General features: G+C 48.2%; 24 protein-coding genes. 1 reads left to right on the top strand and 23 read right to left on the bottom strand.

All coding sequences use genetic code 11. The features are described from left to right. Nucleotide 1: 1 nt before the first annotated feature. The 14 genes from rplE to rpsJ form a co-directional block, all read right to left on the bottom strand. A complete protein-coding gene (gene rplE / locus HP398_RS29370; protein ID WP_007716254.1) occupies nt 2-544 on the bottom strand; it encodes a 50S ribosomal protein L5 in 543 nt (180 codons plus the stop codon). A gap of 26 nt (nt 545-570) precedes the next feature. Then, complete coding sequence (rplX, locus tag HP398_RS29365) at nt 571-885, bottom strand: 50S ribosomal protein L24 (protein WP_017247051.1); 315 nt, start codon at nt 883-885, stop codon at nt 571-573. Nucleotides 886-934: 49 nt separating this feature from the next. After that, nucleotides 935-1,303, bottom strand: a complete 369-nt coding sequence (gene rplN, locus HP398_RS29360; protein ID WP_017247050.1) for a 50S ribosomal protein L14 — start codon at nt 1,301-1,303, stop codon at nt 935-937. A gap of 42 nt (nt 1,304-1,345) precedes the next feature. Beyond that, nucleotides 1,346-1,612 (bottom strand): 30S ribosomal protein S17, encoded by a 267-nt coding sequence (rpsQ, locus tag HP398_RS29355; protein ID WP_007716251.1) that lies wholly within the window; start codon nt 1,610-1,612, stop codon nt 1,346-1,348. A 22-nt stretch (nt 1,613-1,634) separates the two neighbouring features. Further along, entirely contained in the window at nt 1,635-1,832 is a 198-nt protein-coding gene (gene rpmC, locus HP398_RS29350) for a 50S ribosomal protein L29 (RefSeq protein ID WP_007716250.1), read from the bottom strand. Next, a complete protein-coding gene (rplP, locus tag HP398_RS29345) occupies nt 1,822-2,256 on the bottom strand; it encodes a 50S ribosomal protein L16 (protein ID WP_007716249.1) in 435 nt (144 codons plus the stop codon). Before rplP ends, rpmC begins: the two co-directional genes overlap by 11 nt. Before the next feature lie 2 nt (nt 2,257-2,258). Then, nucleotides 2,259-2,921: a 30S ribosomal protein S3 gene (rpsC, locus tag HP398_RS29340; protein WP_007716248.1), complete on the bottom strand. Its 663-nt coding sequence runs from the start codon at nt 2,919-2,921 to the stop codon at nt 2,259-2,261. A 13-nt stretch (nt 2,922-2,934) separates the two neighbouring features. Next, nucleotides 2,935-3,267 (bottom strand): 50S ribosomal protein L22, encoded by a 333-nt coding sequence (gene rplV, locus HP398_RS29335; RefSeq protein ID WP_017247049.1) that lies wholly within the window; start codon nt 3,265-3,267, stop codon nt 2,935-2,937. A gap of 29 nt (nt 3,268-3,296) precedes the next feature. After that, nucleotides 3,297-3,578, bottom strand: coding sequence for a 30S ribosomal protein S19 (gene rpsS, locus HP398_RS29330; protein ID WP_007716246.1), 282 nt, complete (start codon nt 3,576-3,578; stop codon nt 3,297-3,299). Nucleotides 3,579-3,627: 49 nt separating this feature from the next. Then, nucleotides 3,628-4,458: a 50S ribosomal protein L2 gene (gene rplB, locus HP398_RS29325; RefSeq protein WP_007716245.1), complete on the bottom strand. Its 831-nt coding sequence runs from the start codon at nt 4,456-4,458 to the stop codon at nt 3,628-3,630. 32 nt (nt 4,459-4,490) lie between these two features. Continuing rightward, nucleotides 4,491-4,781, bottom strand: coding sequence for a 50S ribosomal protein L23 (rplW, locus tag HP398_RS29320; RefSeq protein ID WP_007716243.1), 291 nt, complete (start codon nt 4,779-4,781; stop codon nt 4,491-4,493). Next, a complete protein-coding gene (gene rplD / locus HP398_RS29315) occupies nt 4,781-5,404 on the bottom strand; it encodes a 50S ribosomal protein L4 (protein WP_017247048.1) in 624 nt (207 codons plus the stop codon). Before rplD ends, rplW begins: the two co-directional genes overlap by 1 nt. Before the next feature lie 20 nt (nt 5,405-5,424). Continuing rightward, nucleotides 5,425-6,054 carry a 50S ribosomal protein L3 gene (gene rplC / locus HP398_RS29310; RefSeq protein ID WP_017247047.1) on the bottom strand — a complete coding sequence of 210 codons (630 nt, stop codon included), beginning with the start codon at nt 6,052-6,054 and terminating at the stop codon, nt 5,425-5,427. A gap of 147 nt (nt 6,055-6,201) precedes the next feature. Further along, nucleotides 6,202-6,510 carry a 30S ribosomal protein S10 gene (gene rpsJ / locus HP398_RS29305; protein WP_007716236.1) on the bottom strand — a complete coding sequence of 103 codons (309 nt, stop codon included), beginning with the start codon at nt 6,508-6,510 and terminating at the stop codon, nt 6,202-6,204. 356 nt (nt 6,511-6,866) lie between these two features. Here rpsJ and HP398_RS29300 point away from each other — a divergent pair, with 356 nt between their 5' ends. Continuing rightward, nucleotides 6,867-7,253, top strand: coding sequence for a globin domain-containing protein (locus tag HP398_RS29300; RefSeq protein ID WP_017247045.1), 387 nt, complete (start codon nt 6,867-6,869; stop codon nt 7,251-7,253). A gap of 25 nt (nt 7,254-7,278) precedes the next feature. Here HP398_RS29300 and HP398_RS29295 read toward each other — a convergent pair whose 3' ends face one another. From HP398_RS29295 to HP398_RS29255, 9 genes are all read right to left on the bottom strand, one after another. Continuing rightward, complete coding sequence (locus HP398_RS29295; protein WP_017247044.1) at nt 7,279-8,214, bottom strand: DMT family transporter; 936 nt, start codon at nt 8,212-8,214, stop codon at nt 7,279-7,281. Nucleotides 8,215-8,367: 153 nt separating this feature from the next. Then, nucleotides 8,368-9,558, bottom strand: a complete 1,191-nt coding sequence (gene tuf / locus HP398_RS29290; RefSeq protein ID WP_017247043.1) for an elongation factor Tu — start codon at nt 9,556-9,558, stop codon at nt 8,368-8,370. Nucleotides 9,559-9,678: 120 nt separating this feature from the next. Next, on the bottom strand, nt 9,679-11,757 hold the full coding sequence (fusA, locus tag HP398_RS29285) for an elongation factor G (RefSeq protein WP_017247042.1): 2,079 nt from the start codon (nt 11,755-11,757) through the stop codon (nt 9,679-9,681). 69 nt (nt 11,758-11,826) lie between these two features. Then, a complete protein-coding gene (gene rpsG / locus HP398_RS29280) occupies nt 11,827-12,297 on the bottom strand; it encodes a 30S ribosomal protein S7 (RefSeq protein ID WP_007716226.1) in 471 nt (156 codons plus the stop codon). Nucleotides 12,298-12,351: 54 nt separating this feature from the next. Then, entirely contained in the window at nt 12,352-12,795 is a 444-nt protein-coding gene (gene rpsL / locus HP398_RS29275) for a 30S ribosomal protein S12 (RefSeq protein ID WP_005828873.1), read from the bottom strand. Nucleotides 12,796-12,917: 122 nt separating this feature from the next. After that, nucleotides 12,918-13,172, bottom strand: a complete 255-nt coding sequence (locus tag HP398_RS29270) for a 50S ribosomal protein L7ae-like protein (RefSeq protein ID WP_017247041.1) — start codon at nt 13,170-13,172, stop codon at nt 12,918-12,920. Nucleotides 13,173-13,310: 138 nt separating this feature from the next. After that, the gene (gene rpoC / locus HP398_RS29265) at nt 13,311-16,937 is read right to left on the bottom strand and encodes a DNA-directed RNA polymerase subunit beta' (protein WP_017247040.1); all 3,627 of its coding nucleotides are present in this window, start codon (nt 16,935-16,937) and stop codon (nt 13,311-13,313) included. A gap of 29 nt (nt 16,938-16,966) precedes the next feature. After that, nucleotides 16,967-20,506 (bottom strand): DNA-directed RNA polymerase subunit beta, encoded by a 3,540-nt coding sequence (gene rpoB, locus HP398_RS29260; protein WP_017247039.1) that lies wholly within the window; start codon nt 20,504-20,506, stop codon nt 16,967-16,969. Between the two features lie 309 nt (nt 20,507-20,815). Next, complete coding sequence (locus tag HP398_RS29255) at nt 20,816-21,412, bottom strand: class I SAM-dependent methyltransferase (protein WP_017247038.1); 597 nt, start codon at nt 21,410-21,412, stop codon at nt 20,816-20,818. Nucleotides 21,413-21,462 lie beyond the last annotated feature (50 nt).

Here is a 21,462-nt window from a genome sequence, read left to right as displayed (position 1 = left end):
TTTATTTACGGAATGGCATACCCATTTGAGTCAGCAACTCACGAGCTTCCTCATCCGTTTTCGCGGAAGTAACAATAACGATGTCCATACCACGAACTTTATCAATTTTATCGTACTCGATCTCAGGGAAGATCAGTTGTTCCTTCAGACCGAGTGTGTAGTTACCGCGACCGTCAAAAGCCTTGGAAGAAATTCCACGGAAGTCACGAACACGCGGGAGAGATACGTTCATCAATTTGTCGAGGAAGTGGTACATACGCTCGCCGCGCAGAGTAACCTTTGCACCGATCGGCATACCTTCACGCAATTTGAAACCCGCGATGGATTTCTTAGCCTTTGTTACTACAGGCTTTTGACCAGCGATGATTTGCAGGTCTTCAATTGCAGTATCCAAGGACTTAGCGTTAGCTACCGCTTCGCCTACACCCATATTGATGATGATCTTTTCTACTTTCGGCACTTGCATGATGGAAGTGTAGTTGAACTTGCTCATCAAGCCAGGCACGATTTCGCTCGTATACTTTTCTTTCAATCTTGTTGCCATCTAGGATATCCTCCTTTCCAACCTGACTACTTGTCGAGTACTTCGCCAGACTTTTTCGCGTACCGAACTTTCTTGCCGCTATCCAATACTTTGTAACCGATGCGAGTAGCTTTTCCGGACTTCGGATCGATCAAAGATACGTTGGATACGTGAATAGCTGCTTCTTGAGTCACAATGCCACCTTGCGGGTTAGCTTGGGACGGACGGCTGTGTTTCTTCACGAGGTTGATACCTTCAACCAGAACGCGTTCTTTCTTCGGATAAGCAGCGAGAACGCGACCTTTTTTGCCTTTATCTTTGCCCGCATTTACGATAACAGTGTCGCCTTTTTTAACGTGCATCGCTTGGTGCACCTCCTATCGAACAAACTGCCTGAGTTTTGCCGTTCAATTAGATAACCTCTGGAGCCAGAGAGATGATCTTCATGAAATCCTTATCGCGGAGCTCACGAGCCACAGGTCCAAAGATACGAGTACCACGAGGGGATTGATCGTCTTTGATAACTACAGCTGCATTCTCATCGAACTTGATGTAAGAACCATCGTTACGACGAACGCCACTTGCTGTGCGTACTACAACCGCTTTAACTACTTGACCTTTCTTGACAACGCCGCCGGGTGTAGCGGATTTTACGGAGCACACGATAACATCCCCGATGTTCGCCGTTTTGCGACCGGAACCACCCAGAACCTTGATGCACATGAGTTCCTTAGCACCGGAGTTGTCAGCAACAGCCAATCTCGTTTGAGTTTGGATCATTTACTGTTCCTCCTTTCGGATTTATCTATCCGAAAATCTGACTTATACGATTACTGCCTCTTCAACGATACGTACCATACGGAAACGCTTGTCTTTAGACAATGGGCGAGTTTCCATGATTTCTACGATGTCGCCAACTTTTGCTGCGTTGTTCTCATCGTGAGCCTTGAACTTTTTGGAGAATTTCATGCGTTTACCGTACAATGGGTGTGTCTTGTAAGTTTCAACAAGAACAACAATGGTTTTATCCATCTTGTCGGAAACGACGCGACCTACAACGGTTCGACGCATATTGCGATCTGCGGTCATCGTTCAAACCTCCTTCCTATAATTAGCCGATTCCCAATTCTCTCTGGCGCAGGACGGTTTTCGCACGAGCAATATCCTTACGCACTTGTTTGATACGAGATGTGGTTTCGAGTTGACCGGTAGCCAACTGGAAACGAAGGTTGAACAACTCTTCTTTCAAAGAAGTAACGTTTTGTTCGAGCTCGGCAGTGGTCAAATTACGGTACTCATTAGCCTTCATGTGCGTCACCACCCACTTCTTCACGCTTCACGAACTTGCACTTGATAGGCAGTTTGTGCATAGCCAGACGCATAGCTTCGCGAGCGACTTCTTCAGGAACACCAGCAAGTTCAAACATGATCTTGCCTGGCTTCACTACCGCTACCCATTTCTCAGGAGAACCTTTACCGGAACCCATCCGTACTTCGAGCGGTTTTTGTGTAACTGGTTTGTCAGGGAAAATTTTAATCCAGACTTTACCACCACGTTTAATGTAACGGGTCATTGCAATACGGGCAGCCTCGATTTGACGGTTGGTTACCCAAGATGGTTCCATTGCTTGCAATCCGTATTCACCGAACGCAACAGTGGTACCGCCTTTTGCGTTACCTGCCATTTTCCCGCGGTGTTGTTTACGGTGTTTCACGCGTTTTGGCGTCAACATGATTACTTGCCTCCTTCCTCAGTAGCGACGTTCTTTCTCGCTGGAAGGACTTCTCCACGATAGATCCACACTTTAACACCGATGCGACCATAAGTGGTATGTGCTTCAGCAGTACCGTAGTCGATGTCAGCGCGCAATGTGTGAAGCGGAACAGTACCTTCGCTGTAACCTTCAGAACGTGCGATGTCCGCGCCGCCAAGACGACCGCTTACCAAGGTTTTGATACCTTTAGCACCAGAGCGCAGCGAACGAGTGATCGATTGCTTTTGCGCACGGCGGAAAGAAATGCGGTTTTCCAATTGGCGTGCAATATTTTCAGCTACAAGAGTAGCATCCAGATCCGGACGTTTTACTTCGTTGATGTTGATATGAACGCGTTTGCCAGTCAGTTCGGTCAAAGTTTTGCGCAGAGTTTCAACCTCTGAACCACCTTTACCAATTACCATACCAGGCTTAGCGGTGTGAATCGTAACGTTCACGCGATTAGCTGCGCGTTCGATTTCGATCGTGGATACAGCAGCATCCTTCAGACGCCCTTTTACATACTTACGGATTTTCAAGTCTTCGTGCAACAGAGTTGCGAAGTCCTTGTCAGCGTACCATTTGGACTCCCAGTCACGAATGACACCGATCCGAAGACCTACCGGGCTTACCTTTTGACCCACACGTAATCCCTCCTTATTTCTCGTTTAGTACCACTGTGATGTGGCTCGTGCGTTTATGGATGCGGCTAGCGCGACCCATAGCGCGCGGACGGAAACGCTTCAACGTAGGACCTTGGTCTACGAAGATTTTGCCTACTACCAAGCTATTTGGATCCAGCTCATAGTTGTGCTCAGCGTTTGCAATAGCCGACTTCAGGAGCTTTTCAACAACTGGAGAAGCTGCCTTTGGCGTGTGTTTCAAGATCGCCAAAGCTTCACCTACTTGCTTGCCTCTGATCAAGTCAACCACCAGGCGGACTTTACGAGACGCGATGCGAATATTCCGTGCAACTGCTTTTGCTTCCATCTTTGTACCTCCTCTCTGTCAAGAGAAAATTAGCGCTTCTTGGACTTCTTGTCGTTGTCGACGTGACCCTTGAAGGTACGAGTTGGTGCGAATTCACCCAATTTATGACCAACCATGTCTTCCGATACGTATACAGGTACATGTTTGCGGCCATCGTAAACTGCAAACGTGTGTCCTACGAAATCAGGGAAGATGGTGGAACGGCGAGACCATGTTTTGATCACGCGTTTCTCGTTCTTTTCATTTTGCTCGTCAACTTTTTTCATCAAGTGGTCATCCACGAAAGGACCCTTTTTTAAGCTACGTCCCATTAGTGAACCTCCCTTCGCCATAGGCGTTCGGTTATAGTATCAGCCTACCTTACTTTTTACGGCGGCGGATGATGTACTGGTCGGACTTGTTCTTCTTCTTACGAGTCTTGAGACCCAGGGTTGGTTTACCCCAAGGAGTAACAGGAGCCTTACGACCGATTGGAGCGCGACCTTCACCACCACCGTGTGGGTGATCGTTAGGGTTCATTACGCTACCGCGAACTGTCGGGCGAATACCCAACCAGCGGGAACGTCCTGCTTTACCGATGTTCAGCAATTCGTGATCTTGGTTACCTACTTGACCGATGGTAGCGCGGCATACGTTATGAATGCGGCGAGTTTCACCGGAAGACAGGCGTACGATTACGAATTCACCATCACGACCAAGCAATTGAGCAGAAGTACCAGCAGCGCGAACCAATTGGCCACCCTTACCAGGTTTCAGCTCGATGTTGTGGATGGTAGTACCTACCGGGATTTTCTCCATTGGCAGTGCGTTACCGATTTTGATGTCGGCATCTGCTCCGGATACAATCTGGTCGCCCACTTTCAGGTTTTGTGGAGCGATAATGTAACGCTTTTCACCGTCTGCATAGTTGATCAGCGCGATGTTAGCGGAACGGTTTGGATCGTATTCAATGGTTGCTACGCGACCAATGATACCATCTTTGTTACGTTTGAAGTCGATAATACGGTATTTACGTTTGTGACCGCCACCTTGATGACGAACGGTAATTCTACCTTGGTTGTTGCGACCAGCTTTTTTGCTGAGAGGCGCCAACAAGGATTTTTCGGGAGTCGACGTGGTGATCTCCTCGAAAGTAGAAACCGTCATTTGGCGACGACCAGGAGAAGTCGGTTTAAACTTTTTGATACCCATGTTAATACCCTCCTTTTCGGTAGTCGTCGAGGTTATACTCCCTCGTAGAAGGCCAATTCTTTGCTGTCATCAGTCAGCTTAACGATTGCTTTCTTCCACTCGGATGTGTAACCGGAGTATTTTCCGTAGCGTTTTGGTTTCGCAGGTACACGAACTGTGTTAACTGCTTCTACTTTTACGCCAAATACTTTTTCAACAGCTTGTTTGATTTCTGTCTTGTTGGCTTTGAGAGGTACTTCGAATACGTACTTTTTCTCAGCCATCATGTCAGTGGTGCGCTCGGTAATGACAGGGCGTTTAAGGACATCATGAAGGCTCTTCATTAGGCGAGCACCTCCTCTACTTTCGCAATCGCTTCTTTCGTCACGATTACTTTGTCATGCGCTACCAGATCAAGAACGTTAATGCCTGCAGCATCTACGATTTTTGCACCTGGAATATTGCGGGAAGCAAGAGCTACGTTTTGGTCGTACTCGGAAGTAACGATCAGAACTTTGCGATCTGCTTTCAAGTTGTTCAGAACAACTGTCATTTCTTTAGTTTTAGGAGCTGCAATGTTCAGAGCATCCAAAACCAACATTTCATTGCTTTGTACTTTTGCGGAGAGTGCGGATTTCAGTGCCAAACGGCGAACTTTACGGTTCAGTTTGTAACCGTATTTGCGCGGAGTTGGACCGAATACAACACCGCCACCTTTCCATTGCGGAGAGCGAATGGAACCTTGGCGTGCACGTCCTGTACCTTTTTGGCGCCATGGCTTGCGGCCACCACCACGTACTTCAGAACGGTTCTTTACATCATGTGTACCTTGACGTTGGGATGCTTGTTGCATCACGATCGCATCGTACAGAACTGCGCTGTTAGGCTCAATCCCAAATACGCTGTCTGCCAGATCGATTTCGCCAACTTGAGAACCGCTTTGGTTATAAAGAGCTACTTTCGGCATGTCAGTTCCTCCTTTCCTTACTAGTTCTTCTTGACTGCCGTGGAAACCAGTACGCAGCCGTTTTTCGGACCAGGCACGGAGCCTTTTACGAGAATCAAGTTGCGTTCTGCGATAACTTTAACCACTTCCAGGTTTTGAATGGTAACGTTGTCTCCACCCATTTGACCTGGCAGGGTTTGGCCTTTAAATACACGACCTGGATCGACAGCACCCAAAGAACCTGGGCGGCGATGGTAGCGTGAACCGTGAGCCATAGGACCGCGGGATTGATTGTGACGTTTGATCGCACCTTGGAAACCTTTACCCTTGGTTACGCCGGCAACGTCAACGAATTCTCCCTCAGCAAAAATGTCAGCCTTCAACTCTTGACCAACCTCATAGTCAGCGAGGTTTACTCCGCGAATTTCGCGAATGAAGCGCTTAGGAGCAGTGTTAGCTTTTGCTGCATGGCCTTTTTCCGGCTTGTTAGCGCGCTGTTCTTTTTTGTCTTCGAAGCCGATTTGAATCGCTTCATAACCGTCGTTCGCAACGTCTTTCTTCTGAAGAACTACGTTAGAACCTGCTTCGATAACCGTTACAGCAATCGCTGTTCCGTTTGGACCAAAAACTTGACTCATTCCAAGTTTTTTCCCTAAGATTCCTTTGGTCATTTGTGCCACCTCCTGTGCTTATTTCAGTAAAACGCTTTATGTTGTATCAAGTCCCCATCGATGCGCAGGGGTGCCATTTAAGGGTTTGTTGCTTGGTATAACACGCTTATCAAGACAACGTCTGCGCGTGTATCGCTTTTTGGGACCTTACAGTTTAATCTCGATGTCCACACCAGATGGCAGATCTAGACGCATCAGAGCATCTACTGTTTGTGGTGTTGGATTCAAGATATCGATCAAACGTTTATGTGTACGCATCTCGAATTGCTCACGAGAATCTTTGTACTTATGAACCGCACGCAGGATCGTGTAAATTGCTTTCTCCGTAGGAAGTGGAATTGGACCGGATACGTTAGCACCGGAACGCTTCGCAGTGTCCACGATTTTCTCTGCGGACTGATCCAGGATTTTGTGATCATACGCCTTCAAACGAATACGAATCTTTTGCTTTGCCATTGAAGTCCCTCCTTTTTCGCCCATTTTTTAAACAGACATTTCTCCGTGGAAATATCCTGCACCCCAGTCATGGCAAAGGGCCCGGGTGTGTCAGCAACCTCCCACATCATCGCAAGTCCATGACCAACATTCAATATTGTACTAAAAAGATCTGGGCAACGCAAGTTTTTTCTTGGGTTTCCGTATATTTTTTTGTACATGGTGTGCCTACTGAATGACTCACCTTGATCATCTTACAGATTTCTGCGAAGAAAGGCAAGCGGGATTACCTGCCAACTCGCCGAGCAATCTATCTATAATAGAAGGAAGACGTTATACTTATGATTGTAATCGTTATGAAATGGAGGTTTTCCTCAATGTCTGATGTGAATCAAACCCCTTATGAAATCATTGGCGGTGCAGATACCTTGACCCGTCTTGTCGATACCTTTTATGATCTGGTAAAGCAGCATCCCGATATTACCGAACTCTTCCCTGAAGATTTAACGCAAGTGAAGGAGCGACAATATCAGTTTTTGACACAGTTTCTCGGTGGTCCAAGCCTGTATTCGGATGCCCATGGCCATCCAATGCTGAGAGCACGGCACATGCCGTTCCCTATTGGACCTATACAGGCAGAGGCTTGGCTCGCTTGTATGGATAAAGCCATGGATCTGACTGGACTCGAAGGCGAGATTCGGAAGCAAATCTTTGATCGCTTGCGTTTAACCGCCCACCATATGGTCAATAAGTGGGATCAATAAGAAAAAGCGTAGGACAATTACTGTCCTACGCTTTTGTTGTTATATCAGGCGTTGCTGCCGCCCGTGTGGCTTTCGCTCCCACCAAGCTACGCGATCCCAAATAAACACCGCCTACGATCATACACAGTGCTAGTAAGTGTACGAGTTGAAGGCTTTCTCCCAGGAATATCGCCGCAAATACCAAACTGGCCATTGGCATTCCATTTAGGAAAACAGCCGTTCGACTCGCTCCCAGCTGACGTATCCCATAATTCCAGCCGATCGAGCCGAGAGCTGTTGATAGCGCACCTGAAGCAAATATCACAAGCCACTGGAAGGAAGAAACATCCAAAGAAAGATAATAGGAAGCTGGTTGAACAGTCAATGCAACTCCCCACAAGAAAATGACCCCAAACATTTGCGATAAAGCCGTAATTAAAAGTACCGGTACCCCTCTTACGACCAATTTCCGTATGAGTAAACCACCCGTTACATACATGAGCATGGAGAAAAACATAATGGCATCTCCCCAGCCATTCATATGAAGGCCACCGTGCTGAGAGATGACGACAATCAATACTCCGGCAAAGCCCATTCCAATGCCAAGCCCTTTTTTCAACGACATACCTTCCCCTAAGAGAAGCATCGCCAAGAGCGCCGTTGCCAATGGATTTAATCCAAGAATAAGCGATGCATTTCCTGCTGTCGTATATTGAACACCCGCCGCAAGCGTTATTTGATGAAGCGCGATAGAACTAGCACCGACACCAGCCAACAAAAACCAATCTGTTTTGCTAAATCGCAAACTCTTTCTGTATAAGAAGATGAGTGGCGATAAACAGATTCCACCGACAGTCATACGTATAGCGGCGACATATAATGGAGGGAACGTTGCTAAATATTTGACCATGACCACGTTCAATCCCCACAGCGTGACAACACCTGCAAGCATAAGAAACAATAATCGCTCATTATTTTTCATCTCTAGTATCCCCCATCCAATCCTGATGGTATTGTAGCATATTGCTACGAGAGGCAAATTGAATGATTTTGATGGGAGTTATTTAAAAATTCGATAAAAGCACATAAAAAAACCCGACAACCAAAGTTGTCGGGTTTTGTGTATCAGTAAAACCTAAGCGTCGATAGAAGCTACAACGCCTGCGCCTACTGTACGGCCACCTTCGCGGATCGCGAAGCGAGTACCTTGTTCCATCGCTACTGGAGCGATCAGTTCTACAGTGAACTCAGTGTTGTCGCCAGGCATGATCATTTCAACGCCTTCTGGCAGTTGGATGATACCTGTTACGTCAGTTGTACGGAAGTAGAATTGTGGACGGTAGTTAGCAAAGAAAGGAGTGTGACGTCCGCCTTCTTCTTTGGACAGAACGTAAACTTCTGCTTTGAACTTCGTGTAAGGCTTAACGGAACCTGGTTTCGCCAAGCATTGTCCACGCTCGATGTCGTTACGGTCTACACCGCGCAGAAGAGCACCGATGTTGTCACCAGCTTGAGCGGAATCCAGCAATTTGCGGAACATCTCAACGCCAGTTACAGTAGTTGTTTTTGTTTCTTCAGCCAAACCGATGATCTCAACTTGGTCACCAACTTTTACTACACCGCGCTCTACGCGACCAGTAGCAACAGTACCACGACCAGTGATCGTGAACACGTCCTCTACAGGCATCAGGAACGGCTTGTCAGTTGCGCGCTCAGGAGTTGGGATGTAGGAATCTACAGCTTCCATCAGCTCAACAATTTTCTTAGCCCAGTCACCAGTTGGGTTATCCAAAGCTTCTTTAGCAGAACCTTTGATTACTGGAGTGTCGTCACCTGGGAACTCATATTGAGACAACAGGTCACGGATTTCCATTTCAACCAGTTCCAACAACTCTTCATCGTCTACCATGTCGCATTTGTTCATGAATACTACGATGTAAGGTACGCCTACTTGCTTGGAGAGCAGGATGTGCTCGCGAGTTTGTGGCATAGGGCCATCAGCTGCGGATACAACCAGGATAGCGCCGTCCATTTGAGCAGCACCAGTAATCATGTTTTTCACGTAGTCAGCGTGACCAGGGCAGTCAACGTGAGCATAGTGACGGTTGTCAGTTTCGTACTCAACGTGAGCAGTGTTGATTGTGATACCGCGCTCTTTTTCTTCTGGAGCAGCGTCAATTGCAGCATAGTTCATAGCTTGTGCTTTACCGCTCTGTGCCAATACAGTTGTAATAGCAGCAGTCAGGGTAGTTTTACCATGGTCAACGTGACCGATAGTACCAATGTTAACGTGTGGTTTATTACGCTCAAATTTCGCTTTTGCCATGAGAGGAAAGCCTCCTTATAGATAAGGGTTTTATGGTTTGAAGAAAGGTTTACCTTACGAATGGTTGTCCCTTCCATATTGTAAACCTTTCTGATTGCAAGATAAAGCTGTAACCTGTAATTATTCGCCTTTAGATTTCTTGATGATCTCTTCAGCGATAAATTTAGGTACTTCTTCGTAGTGGTCGATCACCATGGAGTAAACGCCACGGCCTTGGGTACGGGAACGAAGAATTGTGGAGTAACCGAACATCTCGGACAGTGGTACCATCGCACGGATTACTTGTGCATTTGCACGAGCTTCCATACCTTCGATACGACCGCGGCGGGAGTTCAGGTCGCCCATTACGTCGCCCATGTACTCTTCTGGCATTGTAACTTCTACTTTCATGATTGGCTCGAGCAGTACTGCGCCACATTTTTTCGCAGCTTCCTTCAATGCGAGGGAACCTGCTACTTTAAATGCCATCTCGTTGGAGTCAACATCATGGTAGCTACCGTCTACGATAGTAGCTTTGATATCAACCAGCGGGAAGCCGGCGATAACACCATTTTTCATGGACTCTTCGATACCCGCTTGAACAGCAGGGATGTATTCGCGTGGTACTACACCACCAACGATTTTGTTTTCGAATTGGAAGCCTTGACCAGCTTCGAGTGGAGCAAATTCCACCCAAACGTGACCGTATTGACCACGACCGCCGGACTGACGAACGAATTTACCTTCCACTTTCGCTGCGTTACGGAATGTTTCACGGTAAGCAACCTGTGGAGCACCTACGTTCGACTCAACTTTAAATTCGCGTTTCAGACGGTCAACGATGATCTCCAAGTGAAGTTCACCCATACCGGAGATGATAGTTTGACCAGTCTCTTCGTCTGTACGAGTTCTGAACGTTGGATCCTCTTCAGCCAGTTTGGACAGGCCGATACCCATCTTGTCTTGGTCTGCTTTGGATTTTGGTTCGATCGCAACAGAGATAACTGGCTCTGGGAAGTCCATAGACTCGAGGATTACAGGAGCCTTTTCATCACACAGAGTATCACCAGTTGTTGTATCTTTCAAACCTACAGCTGCTGCAATGTCACCGGAGTAAACCGTTTGGATCTCTTCACGGTGGTTTGCGTGCATTTGCAGGATACGGCCTACACGCTCACGTTTACCCTTAGTAGAGTTGAGAACGTAAGAACCGGAATTCAGTACACCGGAGTATACACGGAAGAATGTCAAACGACCAACATACGGGTCAGTCATGATCTTGAACGCAAGAGCAGAGAACGGACCGTTGTCGTCAGCTGGACGATCAACTTCATCTTCAGTGTCTGGCAATGTACCTTTAATTGCAGGGATATCTACTGGAGACGGCAGGTAAGATACTACGTTGTCCAGCATAGGCTGAACACCTTTGTTCTTGTAAGAAGAACCGCACATTACCGGCGTCAGTTTGCACTCAATAGTACCCTTACGCAGAGCAGCACGGATTTCGTCGTTGGTCAGCTCTTCGCCTTCCAAGTACTTCATCATGAGCTCTTCGTCTTGTTCCGCAGCTGCCTCAACCATCGCCATACGAAGTTCTTCGCAACGAGCGAGCAGGTCAGCAGGGATTTCAGCGGAGTCAGAAGTTTTACCCAAATCATCGGTATATACGATTGCCTTCATTTCGATCAGGTCAACCATACCTTTGAATTGATCTTCTGCACCGATTGGATATTGGATTGCTACAGGGTTTGCACCCAGGCGAGATTTGATCTGACCCAAGCACATATCGAAGTTAGCACCCATGATATCCATTTTGTTGATGTAGCACATGCGTGGTACGCCATAGCGGTCAGCTTGGCGCCATACGGTTTCGGTTTGTGGCTCAACGCCACCTTTTGCGTCAAAAACGGTTACAGCACCGTCAAGAACGCGCAGGGAGCGCTCAACTTCTACAGTGAAGTCTACGTGGCCTGGTGTATCGATGATGTTGATACGATGACCAGCCCATTGAGCAGTAGTAGCAGCCGAAGTGATCGTGATACCACGCTCTTGCTCTTGTTCCATCCAGTCCATGGTTGCTGCACCTTCGTGCACCTCACCAATTTTATGAACGCGACCAGTGTAGAACAGAATACGCTCAGTAGTCGTCGTCTTACCAGCATCGATGTGAGCCATGATACCGATATTACGCGTATTCGGCAAAGAGAACTCGCGAGCCATTAGGTATGCTCCTTCCATACTCGAGTTTGAGAATAAACGGGTATCCAATACGGACACCCGATTCAATTCCTACCAGCGATAGTGAGCAAACGCTTTGTTCGCTTCAGCCATCTTGTGCGTGTCTTCACGCTTTTTAACTGCTGCACCGGTGTTGTTAGCAGCGTCCATGATCTCGTTAGCAAGACGTTGTTCCATGGTTTTCTCTCCACGGTTACGGGAGTAGTTAACCATCCAACGCAGACCAAGAGTGGTACGGCGCTCCGGTTTTACTTCGATTGGTACTTGGTAGTTAGCACCACCTACACGGCGAGCTTTAACTTCCAGTACTGGCATTACGTTTTTCAGTGCTTCTTCAAACACTTCCATCGGGTTGCGACCTGTGCGCTCCTGGATGATGTCAAATGCGTTGTAGAGAATGTTCTGAGCTACACCACGCTTACCATCCAACATCAGGCGGTTAATCAAGCGAGTAACCAACTTGCTGTTGTGAATAGGATCTGGCAGCACGTCACGACGGGTTACAGGACCTTTACGAGGCATCGTATTCCCTCCTTCTTTTCGATATAAAGTCACGCCACTTCACAGGCGTTTGTCTTATTTCTTTTTCGCTGCAGCTGCTGCTTGACCTGGCTTCGGACGCTTAGTACCGTACTTGGAACGACCTTGTTTACGGTTGTTCACACCAGCAGTGTCAAGTGCACCACGAACGATATGGTAGCGTACCCCTGGCAAGTCTTTTACACGACCGCCGCGCACCAGCACGACGCTATGTTCTTGCAGGTTGTGGCCAATACCACCGATGTAAGCTGTTACCTCGATTCCGTTTGTCAAACGCACACGAGCGTATTTACGCAACGCGGAGTTCGGTTTTTTCGGAGTCATGGTACCTACACGAGTGCAAACACCACGTTTTTGAGGAGAGCTTTGGTTGGTTTGGCTTTTCTTGAAGCTGTTGTACCCCTTTTGAAGAGCTGGGGACTTCGACTTCACAACCTTATCCTCGCGACCTTTACGCACCAATTGGTTAATTGTAGGCATGATGTTACCTCCCTTCTTAATACCCAATCTTCAAGACCACAGATCCAGGTGAGTCATTTTTAGGTCAAATAGAAAGTCCTTGTCCAGTATTACGCAACGTGTAACCACAGACAAAAACATCGTCAACCACTTTTTTTAATCGCAGCAGTAGCTGCTCCCACTTCAATTCCGCACGCTTTGCCTAGACGACGCATGGAATCTACATGGATGACTGGAACACCCTTCTCTTTGCAAAGGAGCTCGACTTTTTGGGTCAAACGCTTATCTGCATCGACAGCGATATACACTGCTTCTACCTGTTGGCTTTCAACAGCTTTAATCGTCTGCTTAATGCCGATTGTCAAGTCCTTGGCCCGCTCGACTTTTTCATAAGACATGATTCTCATATCCTCCAAAGTACAGATGTCAGGCACACTTGAATATAATATCAGGTGGGCTAGTTGTTGTCAACGCCCATTTGATATTTTTTATTTAGGAAAGCGCCCACCAATTGGTGATGGGCGCTTTTCCCGCAATTACTCTACAGAAACTGCTTCTTGCTCAGCCTTCGCTGCTTCCAGCTCTGCTTCGTAATCTACTTGGCTAGCAACTTTTACATTGCGGTAACGTGACATACCGGTACCTGCTGGAACCAGCTTCCCGATAATAACGTTCTCTTTCAAACCTAGCAAGCGATCCACTTTTCCTTTGATCGCTGCATCGGTAAGAACACGAGTCGTCTCCTGGAAGGATGCTGCCGACAGGAAGGAGTCGGTTTCGAGGGATGCTTTGGTGATCCCGAGAAGAACCGGACGACCTACTGCTGGACTTCTGCCTTCCATGAGCGCTTTTGTGTTCGCTACTTCAAATTCTGGTACCTCTACATAGGAGCCTGGCAAGAGGTCAGTATCTCCGCTGTCGATGACGCGCAGTTTGCGCAGCATCTGGCGAATCATAACCTCAACGTGCTTGTCGTTAATTTCTACCCCTTGCATACGGTAAACTTTTTGTACCTCTTGCAAGATGTAGTTGGAAACGCCGCGCATGCCACGAACTTTGAGCATTTCTTTCGGGTCTACGGAACCTTCCGTGAGCTCATCACCAGCATTCAGCTTGACACCAACAGAAACCTTGATGCGAGAGCCATACGGTGCTGCATACACTTTATTTTCCGCTTCTCCACGTACTTCGATTTCGCGACGATCTTTCCCTTCGCGAATGTCGACGACTTCACCATCGATCTCGGAGATGACTGCTTGCCCTTTTGGATTACGCGCTTCGAACAACTCCTGAATACGCGGCAAACCTTGGGTAATATCGTCTCCCGCAACCCCACCGGTATGGAAGGTACGCATGGTCAGCTGGGTACCCGGCTCACCAATGGACTGAGCAGCGATAATACCAACCGCTTCTCCCACTTCCACCTCGGCACCTGTCGCCAGGTTGCGTCCGTAGCACAGTTTGCAAACACCATGGCTGGTGCGGCAAGCAAGTACGTTACGGATATATACGGAAGTAATACCTTCTTTTTCGATATACTCGGCAACCTCTTCAGAGATCTCCTCATTGCGGTGCACGATAATTTCTTTCGTCTCAGGGTGGCGCAAAGTCTCGAAGCAAGTACGTCCTGTCAGACGGTCAGACAGCTTCTCGATTTCTTCTTTACCATCCTTGATTGCTGTTACTCGGATACCTTTATCTGTTCCACAATCGGTTTCGCGTACGATCACGTCTTGAGCAACGTCTACCAGACGACGAGTCAGGTAGCCCGAGTCCGCTGTACGCAACGCTGTATCGGCGAGACCTTTACGCGCACCATGCGTGGAGATAAAGTATTCCAATACCGTCAGACCCTCACGGAAGTTGGATTTAATCGGCAACTCGATGATTCGACCGGATGGGTTTGCCATCAGACCGCGCATACCAGCCAGCTGAGTGATCTGGGATACGTTACCACGGGCACCGGAGTTCGCCATCATGAAGATCGCATTGAACTTATCCATGGACTTCATCAATACTTCTGTTACCTCATCCTTGGCCTTGGACCAGATAGAGATAACGCGGTCGTAACGCTCGTCTTCGGTAATTAAACCACGACGGAATTGCGTCATGACAGTTGCAACTCTCTCATCTGCCGCATCAAGGATGTCTTTTTTCTTTCCTGGTACCGCGATGTCCGCTACGGCAATCGTAATACCTGCTTTCGTCGAATACGTGAAGCCCAGTTCCTTAATTCTGTCGAGGATCATGGATGTTTTCATCGTACCGAAGCGACGGAAGCACTCGGAAATAATGGTTCCCAAGAATCCTTTTTTAACAGCACCCGGATCTGGGAGGTTTTTAATGAACTCCGAAACATTTGTACCTTTATCAAATACAAAGCACTCATCTGGAACCATCGTTTGCAGGTTAGCCCTAGTCGGTGCATTGATGAACGGCAAATCAGCAGGGAAAATTTCGTTGAAGATTACTTTACCTACTGTCGTTACGATCAGCGAGTTCTCTTGACGCTCAGTAAAGCTGGTTTTGTTCAGGCGTTTCGCTGGCAGAGCGATGCGCGTATGCAGGCTGATAAAGCCTTGCTGATAAGCGGCAATCGCATCGTGAGGATCGCGATAAATCGTACCCTCGCCTTTGTCGCCTTCGCGTTCCAGCGTCAGGTAGTAGGAACCAAGCACCATATCCTGGGATGGTGTTACTACCGGCTTACCGTCTTTCGGGTTCAAGATGTTTTGCGCTGCCAGCATGAGAATACGGGCTTCCGCCTGTGCCTCAGCAGACAACGGAACGTGAACCGCCATTTGGTCACCGTCGAAGTCCGCGTTGTACGCTGTACAAACGAGCGGATGCAGACGGATCGCACGACCTTCAACCAGAACTGGTTCGAAAGCCTGGATACCCAGACGGTGCAAGGTGGGGGCACGGTTCAACAGTACCGGGTGCTCGCGAATAACGTCTTCGAGAACGTCCCAAACTTCTGGCTGAACGCGCTCAACCTTGCGCTTTGCGCTCTTGATGTTGTGAGCGAGGCCTTTGGAAACCAGCTCTTTCATCACGAACGGCTTGAAGAGCTCCAGCGCCATTTCTTTTGGCAAACCGCACTGATACATCTTCAGGTTAGGTCCTACAACGATAACGGAACGACCGGAGTAGTCAACACGCTTACCGAGCAGGTTTTGACGGAAACGACCTTGTTTACCTTTCAGCATGTGGCTGAGAGATTTCAAAGGACGGTTACCTGGTCCTGTTACCGGACGTCCACGACGACCGTTGTCGATGAGCGCGTCTACTGCTTCCTGCAGCATGCGTTTCTCGTTTTGTACGATAATGTCAGGAGCACCCAGTTCGAGCAGGCGCTTCAGACGGTTATTACGGTTGATTACACGGCGATACAGGTCATTCAAGTCGGAAGTGGCAAAACGTCCACCATCCAACTGAACCATTGGACGAAGCTCCGGCGGGATAACCGGCAGTACGTCGAGAACCATCCAATCCGGGTGGTTACCGGAGTTGCGGAACGCCTCGAGCACTTCCAGGCGCTTGATCGCACGGTTGCGACGCTGTCCTTGTGCCGTTTTCAAATCTTCTTTTAACGTTTCCACATCTTTATCCAGATCGATTTCAGCAAGCAGGCGCTTAATCGCTTCTGCTCCCATCATCGCTTGGAAGGAGTGGCCGTATTTCTCACGATAGTTGCGATACTCTTTTTCGGAGAGCAATTGCTTTTTATCGAGAGGAGTGTCACCCGGATCGGTTACTACGTAAGAAGCAAAGTAGATAACTTCCTCCAAGGAACGAGGGGACATGTCGAGCACCAAGCCCATACGGCTTGGAATCCCTTTGAAGTACCAGATGTGAGAAACTGGGGCAGCCAGCTCAATGTGCCCCATACGCTCACGCCGTACTTTGGCGCGGGTCACTTCCACGCCACAACGGTCGCACACTACACCTTTATAACGAACACGCTTGTATTTACCGCAATGGCATTCCCAGTCCTTGGTTGGTCCAAAGATGCGTTCGCAGAACAAGCCGTCTTTTTCCGGTTTCAGTGTGCGGTAGTTGATCGTCTCTGGCTTCTTTACTTCCCCGAAAGACCACGAACGGATCTTATCGGGGGAAGCCAAGCCGATCTTCATATATTCGAAGTTGTTCACGTCAATCACAGGGCGTTACCTCCCTTGGTACCGGAATCTTACTCTTCGTTCAAGCTTCCGCCTTCGAGAACGAGGTTCAGTTTTTCACCGTTACCTTCATCCTCGTCTTCCATTTCACGCATTTCAATCTCCTGCTCATCACCGGACAGAATCTTCACGTCCATACCCAAGCTCTGGAGTTCCTTGATCAATACCTTGAAGGACTCTGGAACACCTGGTTCTGGAACGTTTTCGCCCTTAACGATCGCTTCGTACGTTTTCACGCGGCCCACGACGTCATCCGACTTGACAGTGAGGATTTCTTGCAAGGTGTAGGCAGCACCGTATGCCTCCAATGCCCAAACCTCCATCTCCCCAAAACGCTGACCACCAAATTGAGCTTTACCACCCAATGGCTGTTGCGTAACAAGAGAGTAAGGACCTGTAGAACGAGCATGGATTTTATCATCGACCAAGTGAGCCAGTTTCAGCATGTATACACAACCAACTGTTACACGGCGGTCAAATGGTTCACCTGTACGACCATCAAACAAGATCGTTTTTCCGTCACGATCCAGACCTGCTTCTTCCAACGTTTCGAATACTTCTGCCTGACGTGCACCGTCGAATACCGGCGTTGCTACGTGGATACCCAGAAGCTTCGCTGCCATACCTAAGTGAGTCTCCAATACCTGACCGATGTTCATACGCGAAGGTACGCCCAACGGGTTGAGTACGATCTCTACTGGAGAGCCATCTGGCAGGAACGGCATATCTTCTTCCGCCATGATGCGGGCGATAACCCCTTTGTTACCATGTCGACCGGCCATTTTGTCACCCACGGAGATTTTCCGTTTTTGGGCGATGTAAACGCGAACGAGTTGGTTTACGCCTGGTGGCAATTCGTCGCCATTCTCACGCGTAAATACTTTTACGTCTACGATGATACCGGACCCACCATGCGGTACGCGCAGGGATGTATCACGAACTTCACGAGCCTTTTCACCGAAGATGGCATGCAAGAGGCGTTCTTCTGCTGTCAGCTCAGTAACCCCTTTAGGAGTAACCTTGCCAACGAGAATGTCGCCGTCCTGAATCTCCGCACCAACACGGATGATACCGCGTTCGTCCAGGTTTTTCAGAGCATCTTCCCCGACGTTTGGAATATCGCGAGTGATTTCCTCTGGACCCAGCTTGGTGTCGCGAGCTTCGGACTCGTATTCTTCAATATGGATAGACGTATACACGTCATCTTTTACAAGTTTTTCACTCAGAAGAATCGCGTCTTCGTAGTTGTATCCTTCCCACGTCATAAACGCAACGATTACGTTACGACCGAGAGCCAATTCACCTTTTTCAGTGGATGGGCCGTCCCCAATGATATCGCCTTTTTCAATCCAGTCTCCAGTGCTTACAATTGGACGCTGGTTGATGCAGGTACCTTGGTTGGAACGGATAAACTTGTGCATTTTGTATTTATCGAGATCGCCGGCAACTTTTCTACCGTCGATTTCTTGGTAACGACGAATCCAGATTTCGCGAGCCGTTACGCGCTCTACTTGACCCGGATTCTTGGCAACGATCGCCACGCCGGAGTCTTGCGCTGCTTTATGCTCCATACCAGTACCGACAAACGGTGCTTGTGGAATCAAAAGCGGAACGGCCTGCCGCTGCATGTTTGAACCCATCAGTGCGCGGTTGGCGTCATCGTTCTCGAGGAACGGAATCAGCGCAGTCGCTACGGATACAACCTGCTTTGGCGAAACGTCCATGAAGTCTACCTTGTCGCGCGGTACGCTCAAGATCTCACCTTTACGACGGCAGATAACCATGTCGTTTACGAAACGGCCATCGTGATCAAGCGGCTGATTTGCCTGTGCCACGTTAAACACGTCTTCTTCATCAGCCGTCAAATAGCTGATATCAGTCAACACGAAGCCTGTTTCCGGATCTACTTTCCGACGAGGCGTTTCGATGAATCCGTAATCGTTAATGCGTGCAAAGGAAGACAGGGAGTTGATCAAACCAATGTTTGGTCCCTCCGGCGTCTCAATTGGACACATACGACCGTAGTGGGAATGGTGAACGTCACGCACTTCGAAGCCCGCGCGCTCACGCGTCAAACCACCAGGTCCGAGTGCGGACAGACGGCGTTTGTGTGTCAGCTCAGCCAATGGGTTTGTTTGATCCATGAACTGAGACAACTGCGAGCTACCAAAGAACTCCTTCAGTGATGCAATCACTGGACGGATGTTAATGAGAGCTTGCGGTGTAATTTGGTTCTGATCCTGGATGGACATACGCTCACGAACCACACGCTCCATACGGGACAAACCGATACGGAACTGGTTCTGCAGAAGCTCACCCACGGATCGCAGACGACGGTTACCCAAGTGGTCGATATCGTCTGTGGAACCAACACTGTGCAGCAGATTCATGAAATAGTTGATCGCCGATACGATATCCGCCGGCGTAATATGCTTGAAGGACTTATCTACATTTCCGTTTCCGATTACTTTAATGATCTTGCCATCTTCGATCGGAGAGAAAATATTGATAGATTGTAAATGGATTGCTTCATCTTCTAGAACGCCGCCATGCGTGCGAACGTCAATAAATCCGATGCTGCCTTCCAGAGCTGGCACAATGCGTTCCAATACACGACGGTCAATCATTTGACCGGCTTCGGCGAAAATTTCACCTGTAGTGGTATCGATCAATGTTTCAGCCAAACGTTGGTTGTACAGACGGTTTTTCAGATGAAGCTTCTTGTTCATTTTGTAACGACCAACAGAAGCCAGGTCATAGCGCTTAGGGTCGAAGAAACGAGAGATCAAGAGGCTCTTCGCATTTTCGACTGTTGGCGGCTCGCCCGGACGAAGACGCTCGTAGATTTCGATGAGCGCTTTTTCCGTAGAATCGGTATTGTCTTTTTCCAGCGTGTTCTTGATGTATTCATCTTCACCCAGCAAGTTGAGAATCTCGATGTCAGAACCAAAGCCCAACGCACGCAAAAGAACCGTTACCGGGATTTTTCGCGTACGGTCGATGCGGACATAAATTACGTCTTTCGCATCGGTCTCCAGCTCCAGCCAAGCACCCCGGTTCGGGATTACTGTAGCTGTAAACGTCTGCTTGCCGTTTTTGTCCACTTTGGTGTTGTAATATACACTGGGGGAACGAACAAGCTGGCTGACAATAACGCGCTCAGCACCATTAATAATGAAGGTTCCCGTTTCGGTCATGAGCGGGAAATCCCCCATGAAGACTTCTTGTTCCTTCACTTCTCCCGTCTCTTTGTTCAACAAACGTACCTTCACACGCAGAGGCGCCGCATAGGTGACGTCACGTTCTTTCGACTCGTCAACATCGTACTTCGGCTCTCCCAAACTGTAGTCGATAAACTCCAGCACGAGATTACCTGTGAAGTCCTGGATTGGCGAAATGTCTTGGAACATCTCACGGAGCCCCTCATCAAGGAACCATTGGTAGGACTTTTGTTGAATCTCGATGAGATTTGGAAGGCCCAGCACTTCGTTAATACGTGAATACGTACGACGCTGGCGGTGTCGGCCACTTTGAATCACTTTACCTGCCAACTTATTCACCCCTCAGGTTGTGTTTTCACACATAGAAACTCGGCATTCGGCAACTTCTTTCAGTCGCATTCGAATGCCTAAAAATAAAAATGGGTTAAAGTAGTTTCAACCATTTTTAACCCAGAGAAACTCTATTTTAAAAGAATTCCCATGTTTTCACGCAAACATTCCTATCTCAGGAAAAAAGTAGAAACGCTTGACAGACAGGGAATTGCTGAAAAATAGACATTTATCCCATATTGACATTTTATAATGCTATCACATTCAATTATTCACGTCAAGAAAACTTTTCTAATGATTTCTTCTTGCTTATTTGATTGCCCTGAATATGTGATAGCCTTTTTCCCGATCAATTTCTATTACTTCGCGGTACGTTTCCTGTAGCTTCTTCAATGCGGATGGGGCTCCTTGCTTCTTCTGAATGACAACCCACATTTCTCCACCTTCTACCAACAGGTCGTATCCCTCTACAAAAATGCGATGAACGATTTCCTTACCCGCACGAATCGGCGGATTGGTCAGAATGACATCAAACTGCTCGCCTTGCACGCCGCTGTAGACATCACTCACTCGAAGCTCAACATTTTTTATTCCATTTGCTTCTGCATTACGACGAGCCAGGTTAACCGCACGCTCGTTCACGTCGATCATCGTCACCCGACCATGATCAGCAAGCTTGGCAGCCGTCAACCCCATCGGACCATACCCGCATCCCACATCCAGCACACGCGCATGACTGGGGATTTCCATGTTCTCGATGAGCAATACACTTCCAAAGTCAATCCGGTCTCGGGAAAAAACGCCAGCATCCGTTATGAAGCGAAGTTCATTACCACGGAGATTGAACGTAAATTGCTGTTCATCATGTGCAGCACCCGGTTGATTGGTATAGTAATGGTCTGCCACGTGTGATTCACCCTTCCTCATCGTTTACGAAAACCTCTATCATCAAAAGC

This window comes from Brevibacillus sp. HB1.4B, from assembly GCF_013284285.1.
Taxonomy (GTDB): domain Bacteria; phylum Bacillota; class Bacilli; order Brevibacillales; family Brevibacillaceae; genus Brevibacillus; species Brevibacillus porteri.
The sequence above is the reverse complement of the archived record's forward strand: the minus strand, read 5'-3'. Positions and strand labels throughout refer to the sequence as shown.

What these genes read in the sequence shown, in the direction of transcription:
- rplE (WP_007716254.1), bottom strand. Translation starts at nt 544, where the DNA reads ATGGCAACAAGATTGAAAGAAAAGTATACGAGCGAAATCGTGCCTGGC.
- rplX (WP_017247051.1), bottom strand. Translation starts at nt 885, where the DNA reads ATGCACGTTAAAAAAGGCGACACTGTTATCGTAAATGCGGGCAAAGAT.
- rplN (WP_017247050.1), bottom strand. Translation starts at nt 1,303, where the DNA reads ATGATCCAAACTCAAACGAGATTGGCTGTTGCTGACAACTCCGGTGCT.
- rpsQ (WP_007716251.1), bottom strand. Translation starts at nt 1,612, where the DNA reads ATGACCGCAGATCGCAATATGCGTCGAACCGTTGTAGGTCGCGTCGTT.
- rpmC (WP_007716250.1), bottom strand. Translation starts at nt 1,832, where the DNA reads ATGAAGGCTAATGAGTACCGTAATTTGACCACTGCCGAGCTCGAACAA.
- rplP (WP_007716249.1), bottom strand. Translation starts at nt 2,256, where the DNA reads ATGTTGACGCCAAAACGCGTGAAACACCGTAAACAACACCGCGGGAAA.
- rplV (WP_017247049.1), bottom strand. Translation starts at nt 3,267, where the DNA reads ATGGAAGCAAAAGCAGTTGCACGGAATATTCGCATCGCGTCTCGTAAA.
- rpsS (WP_007716246.1), bottom strand. Translation starts at nt 3,578, where the DNA reads ATGGGACGTAGCTTAAAAAAGGGTCCTTTCGTGGATGACCACTTGATG.
- rplB (WP_007716245.1), bottom strand. Translation starts at nt 4,458, where the DNA reads ATGGGTATCAAAAAGTTTAAACCGACTTCTCCTGGTCGTCGCCAAATG.
- rplW (WP_007716243.1), bottom strand. Translation starts at nt 4,781, where the DNA reads ATGAAGAGCCTTCATGATGTCCTTAAACGCCCTGTCATTACCGAGCGC.
- rplD (WP_017247048.1), bottom strand. Translation starts at nt 5,404, where the DNA reads ATGCCGAAAGTAGCTCTTTATAACCAAAGCGGTTCTCAAGTTGGCGAA.
- rplC (WP_017247047.1), bottom strand. Translation starts at nt 6,054, where the DNA reads ATGACCAAAGGAATCTTAGGGAAAAAACTTGGAATGAGTCAAGTTTTT.
- rpsJ (WP_007716236.1), bottom strand. Translation starts at nt 6,510, where the DNA reads ATGGCAAAGCAAAAGATTCGTATTCGTTTGAAGGCGTATGATCACAAA.
- HP398_RS29300 (WP_017247045.1), top strand. Translation starts at nt 6,867, where the DNA reads ATGTCTGATGTGAATCAAACCCCTTATGAAATCATTGGCGGTGCAGAT.
- HP398_RS29295 (WP_017247044.1), bottom strand. Translation starts at nt 8,214, where the DNA reads ATGAAAAATAATGAGCGATTATTGTTTCTTATGCTTGCAGGTGTTGTC.
- tuf (WP_017247043.1), bottom strand. Translation starts at nt 9,558, where the DNA reads ATGGCAAAAGCGAAATTTGAGCGTAATAAACCACACGTTAACATTGGT.
- fusA (WP_017247042.1), bottom strand. Translation starts at nt 11,757, where the DNA reads ATGGCTCGCGAGTTCTCTTTGCCGAATACGCGTAATATCGGTATCATG.
- rpsG (WP_007716226.1), bottom strand. Translation starts at nt 12,297, where the DNA reads ATGCCTCGTAAAGGTCCTGTAACCCGTCGTGACGTGCTGCCAGATCCT.
- rpsL (WP_005828873.1), bottom strand. Translation starts at nt 12,795, where the DNA reads ATGCCTACAATTAACCAATTGGTGCGTAAAGGTCGCGAGGATAAGGTT.
- HP398_RS29270 (WP_017247041.1), bottom strand. Translation starts at nt 13,172, where the DNA reads ATGTCTTATGAAAAAGTCGAGCGGGCCAAGGACTTGACAATCGGCATT.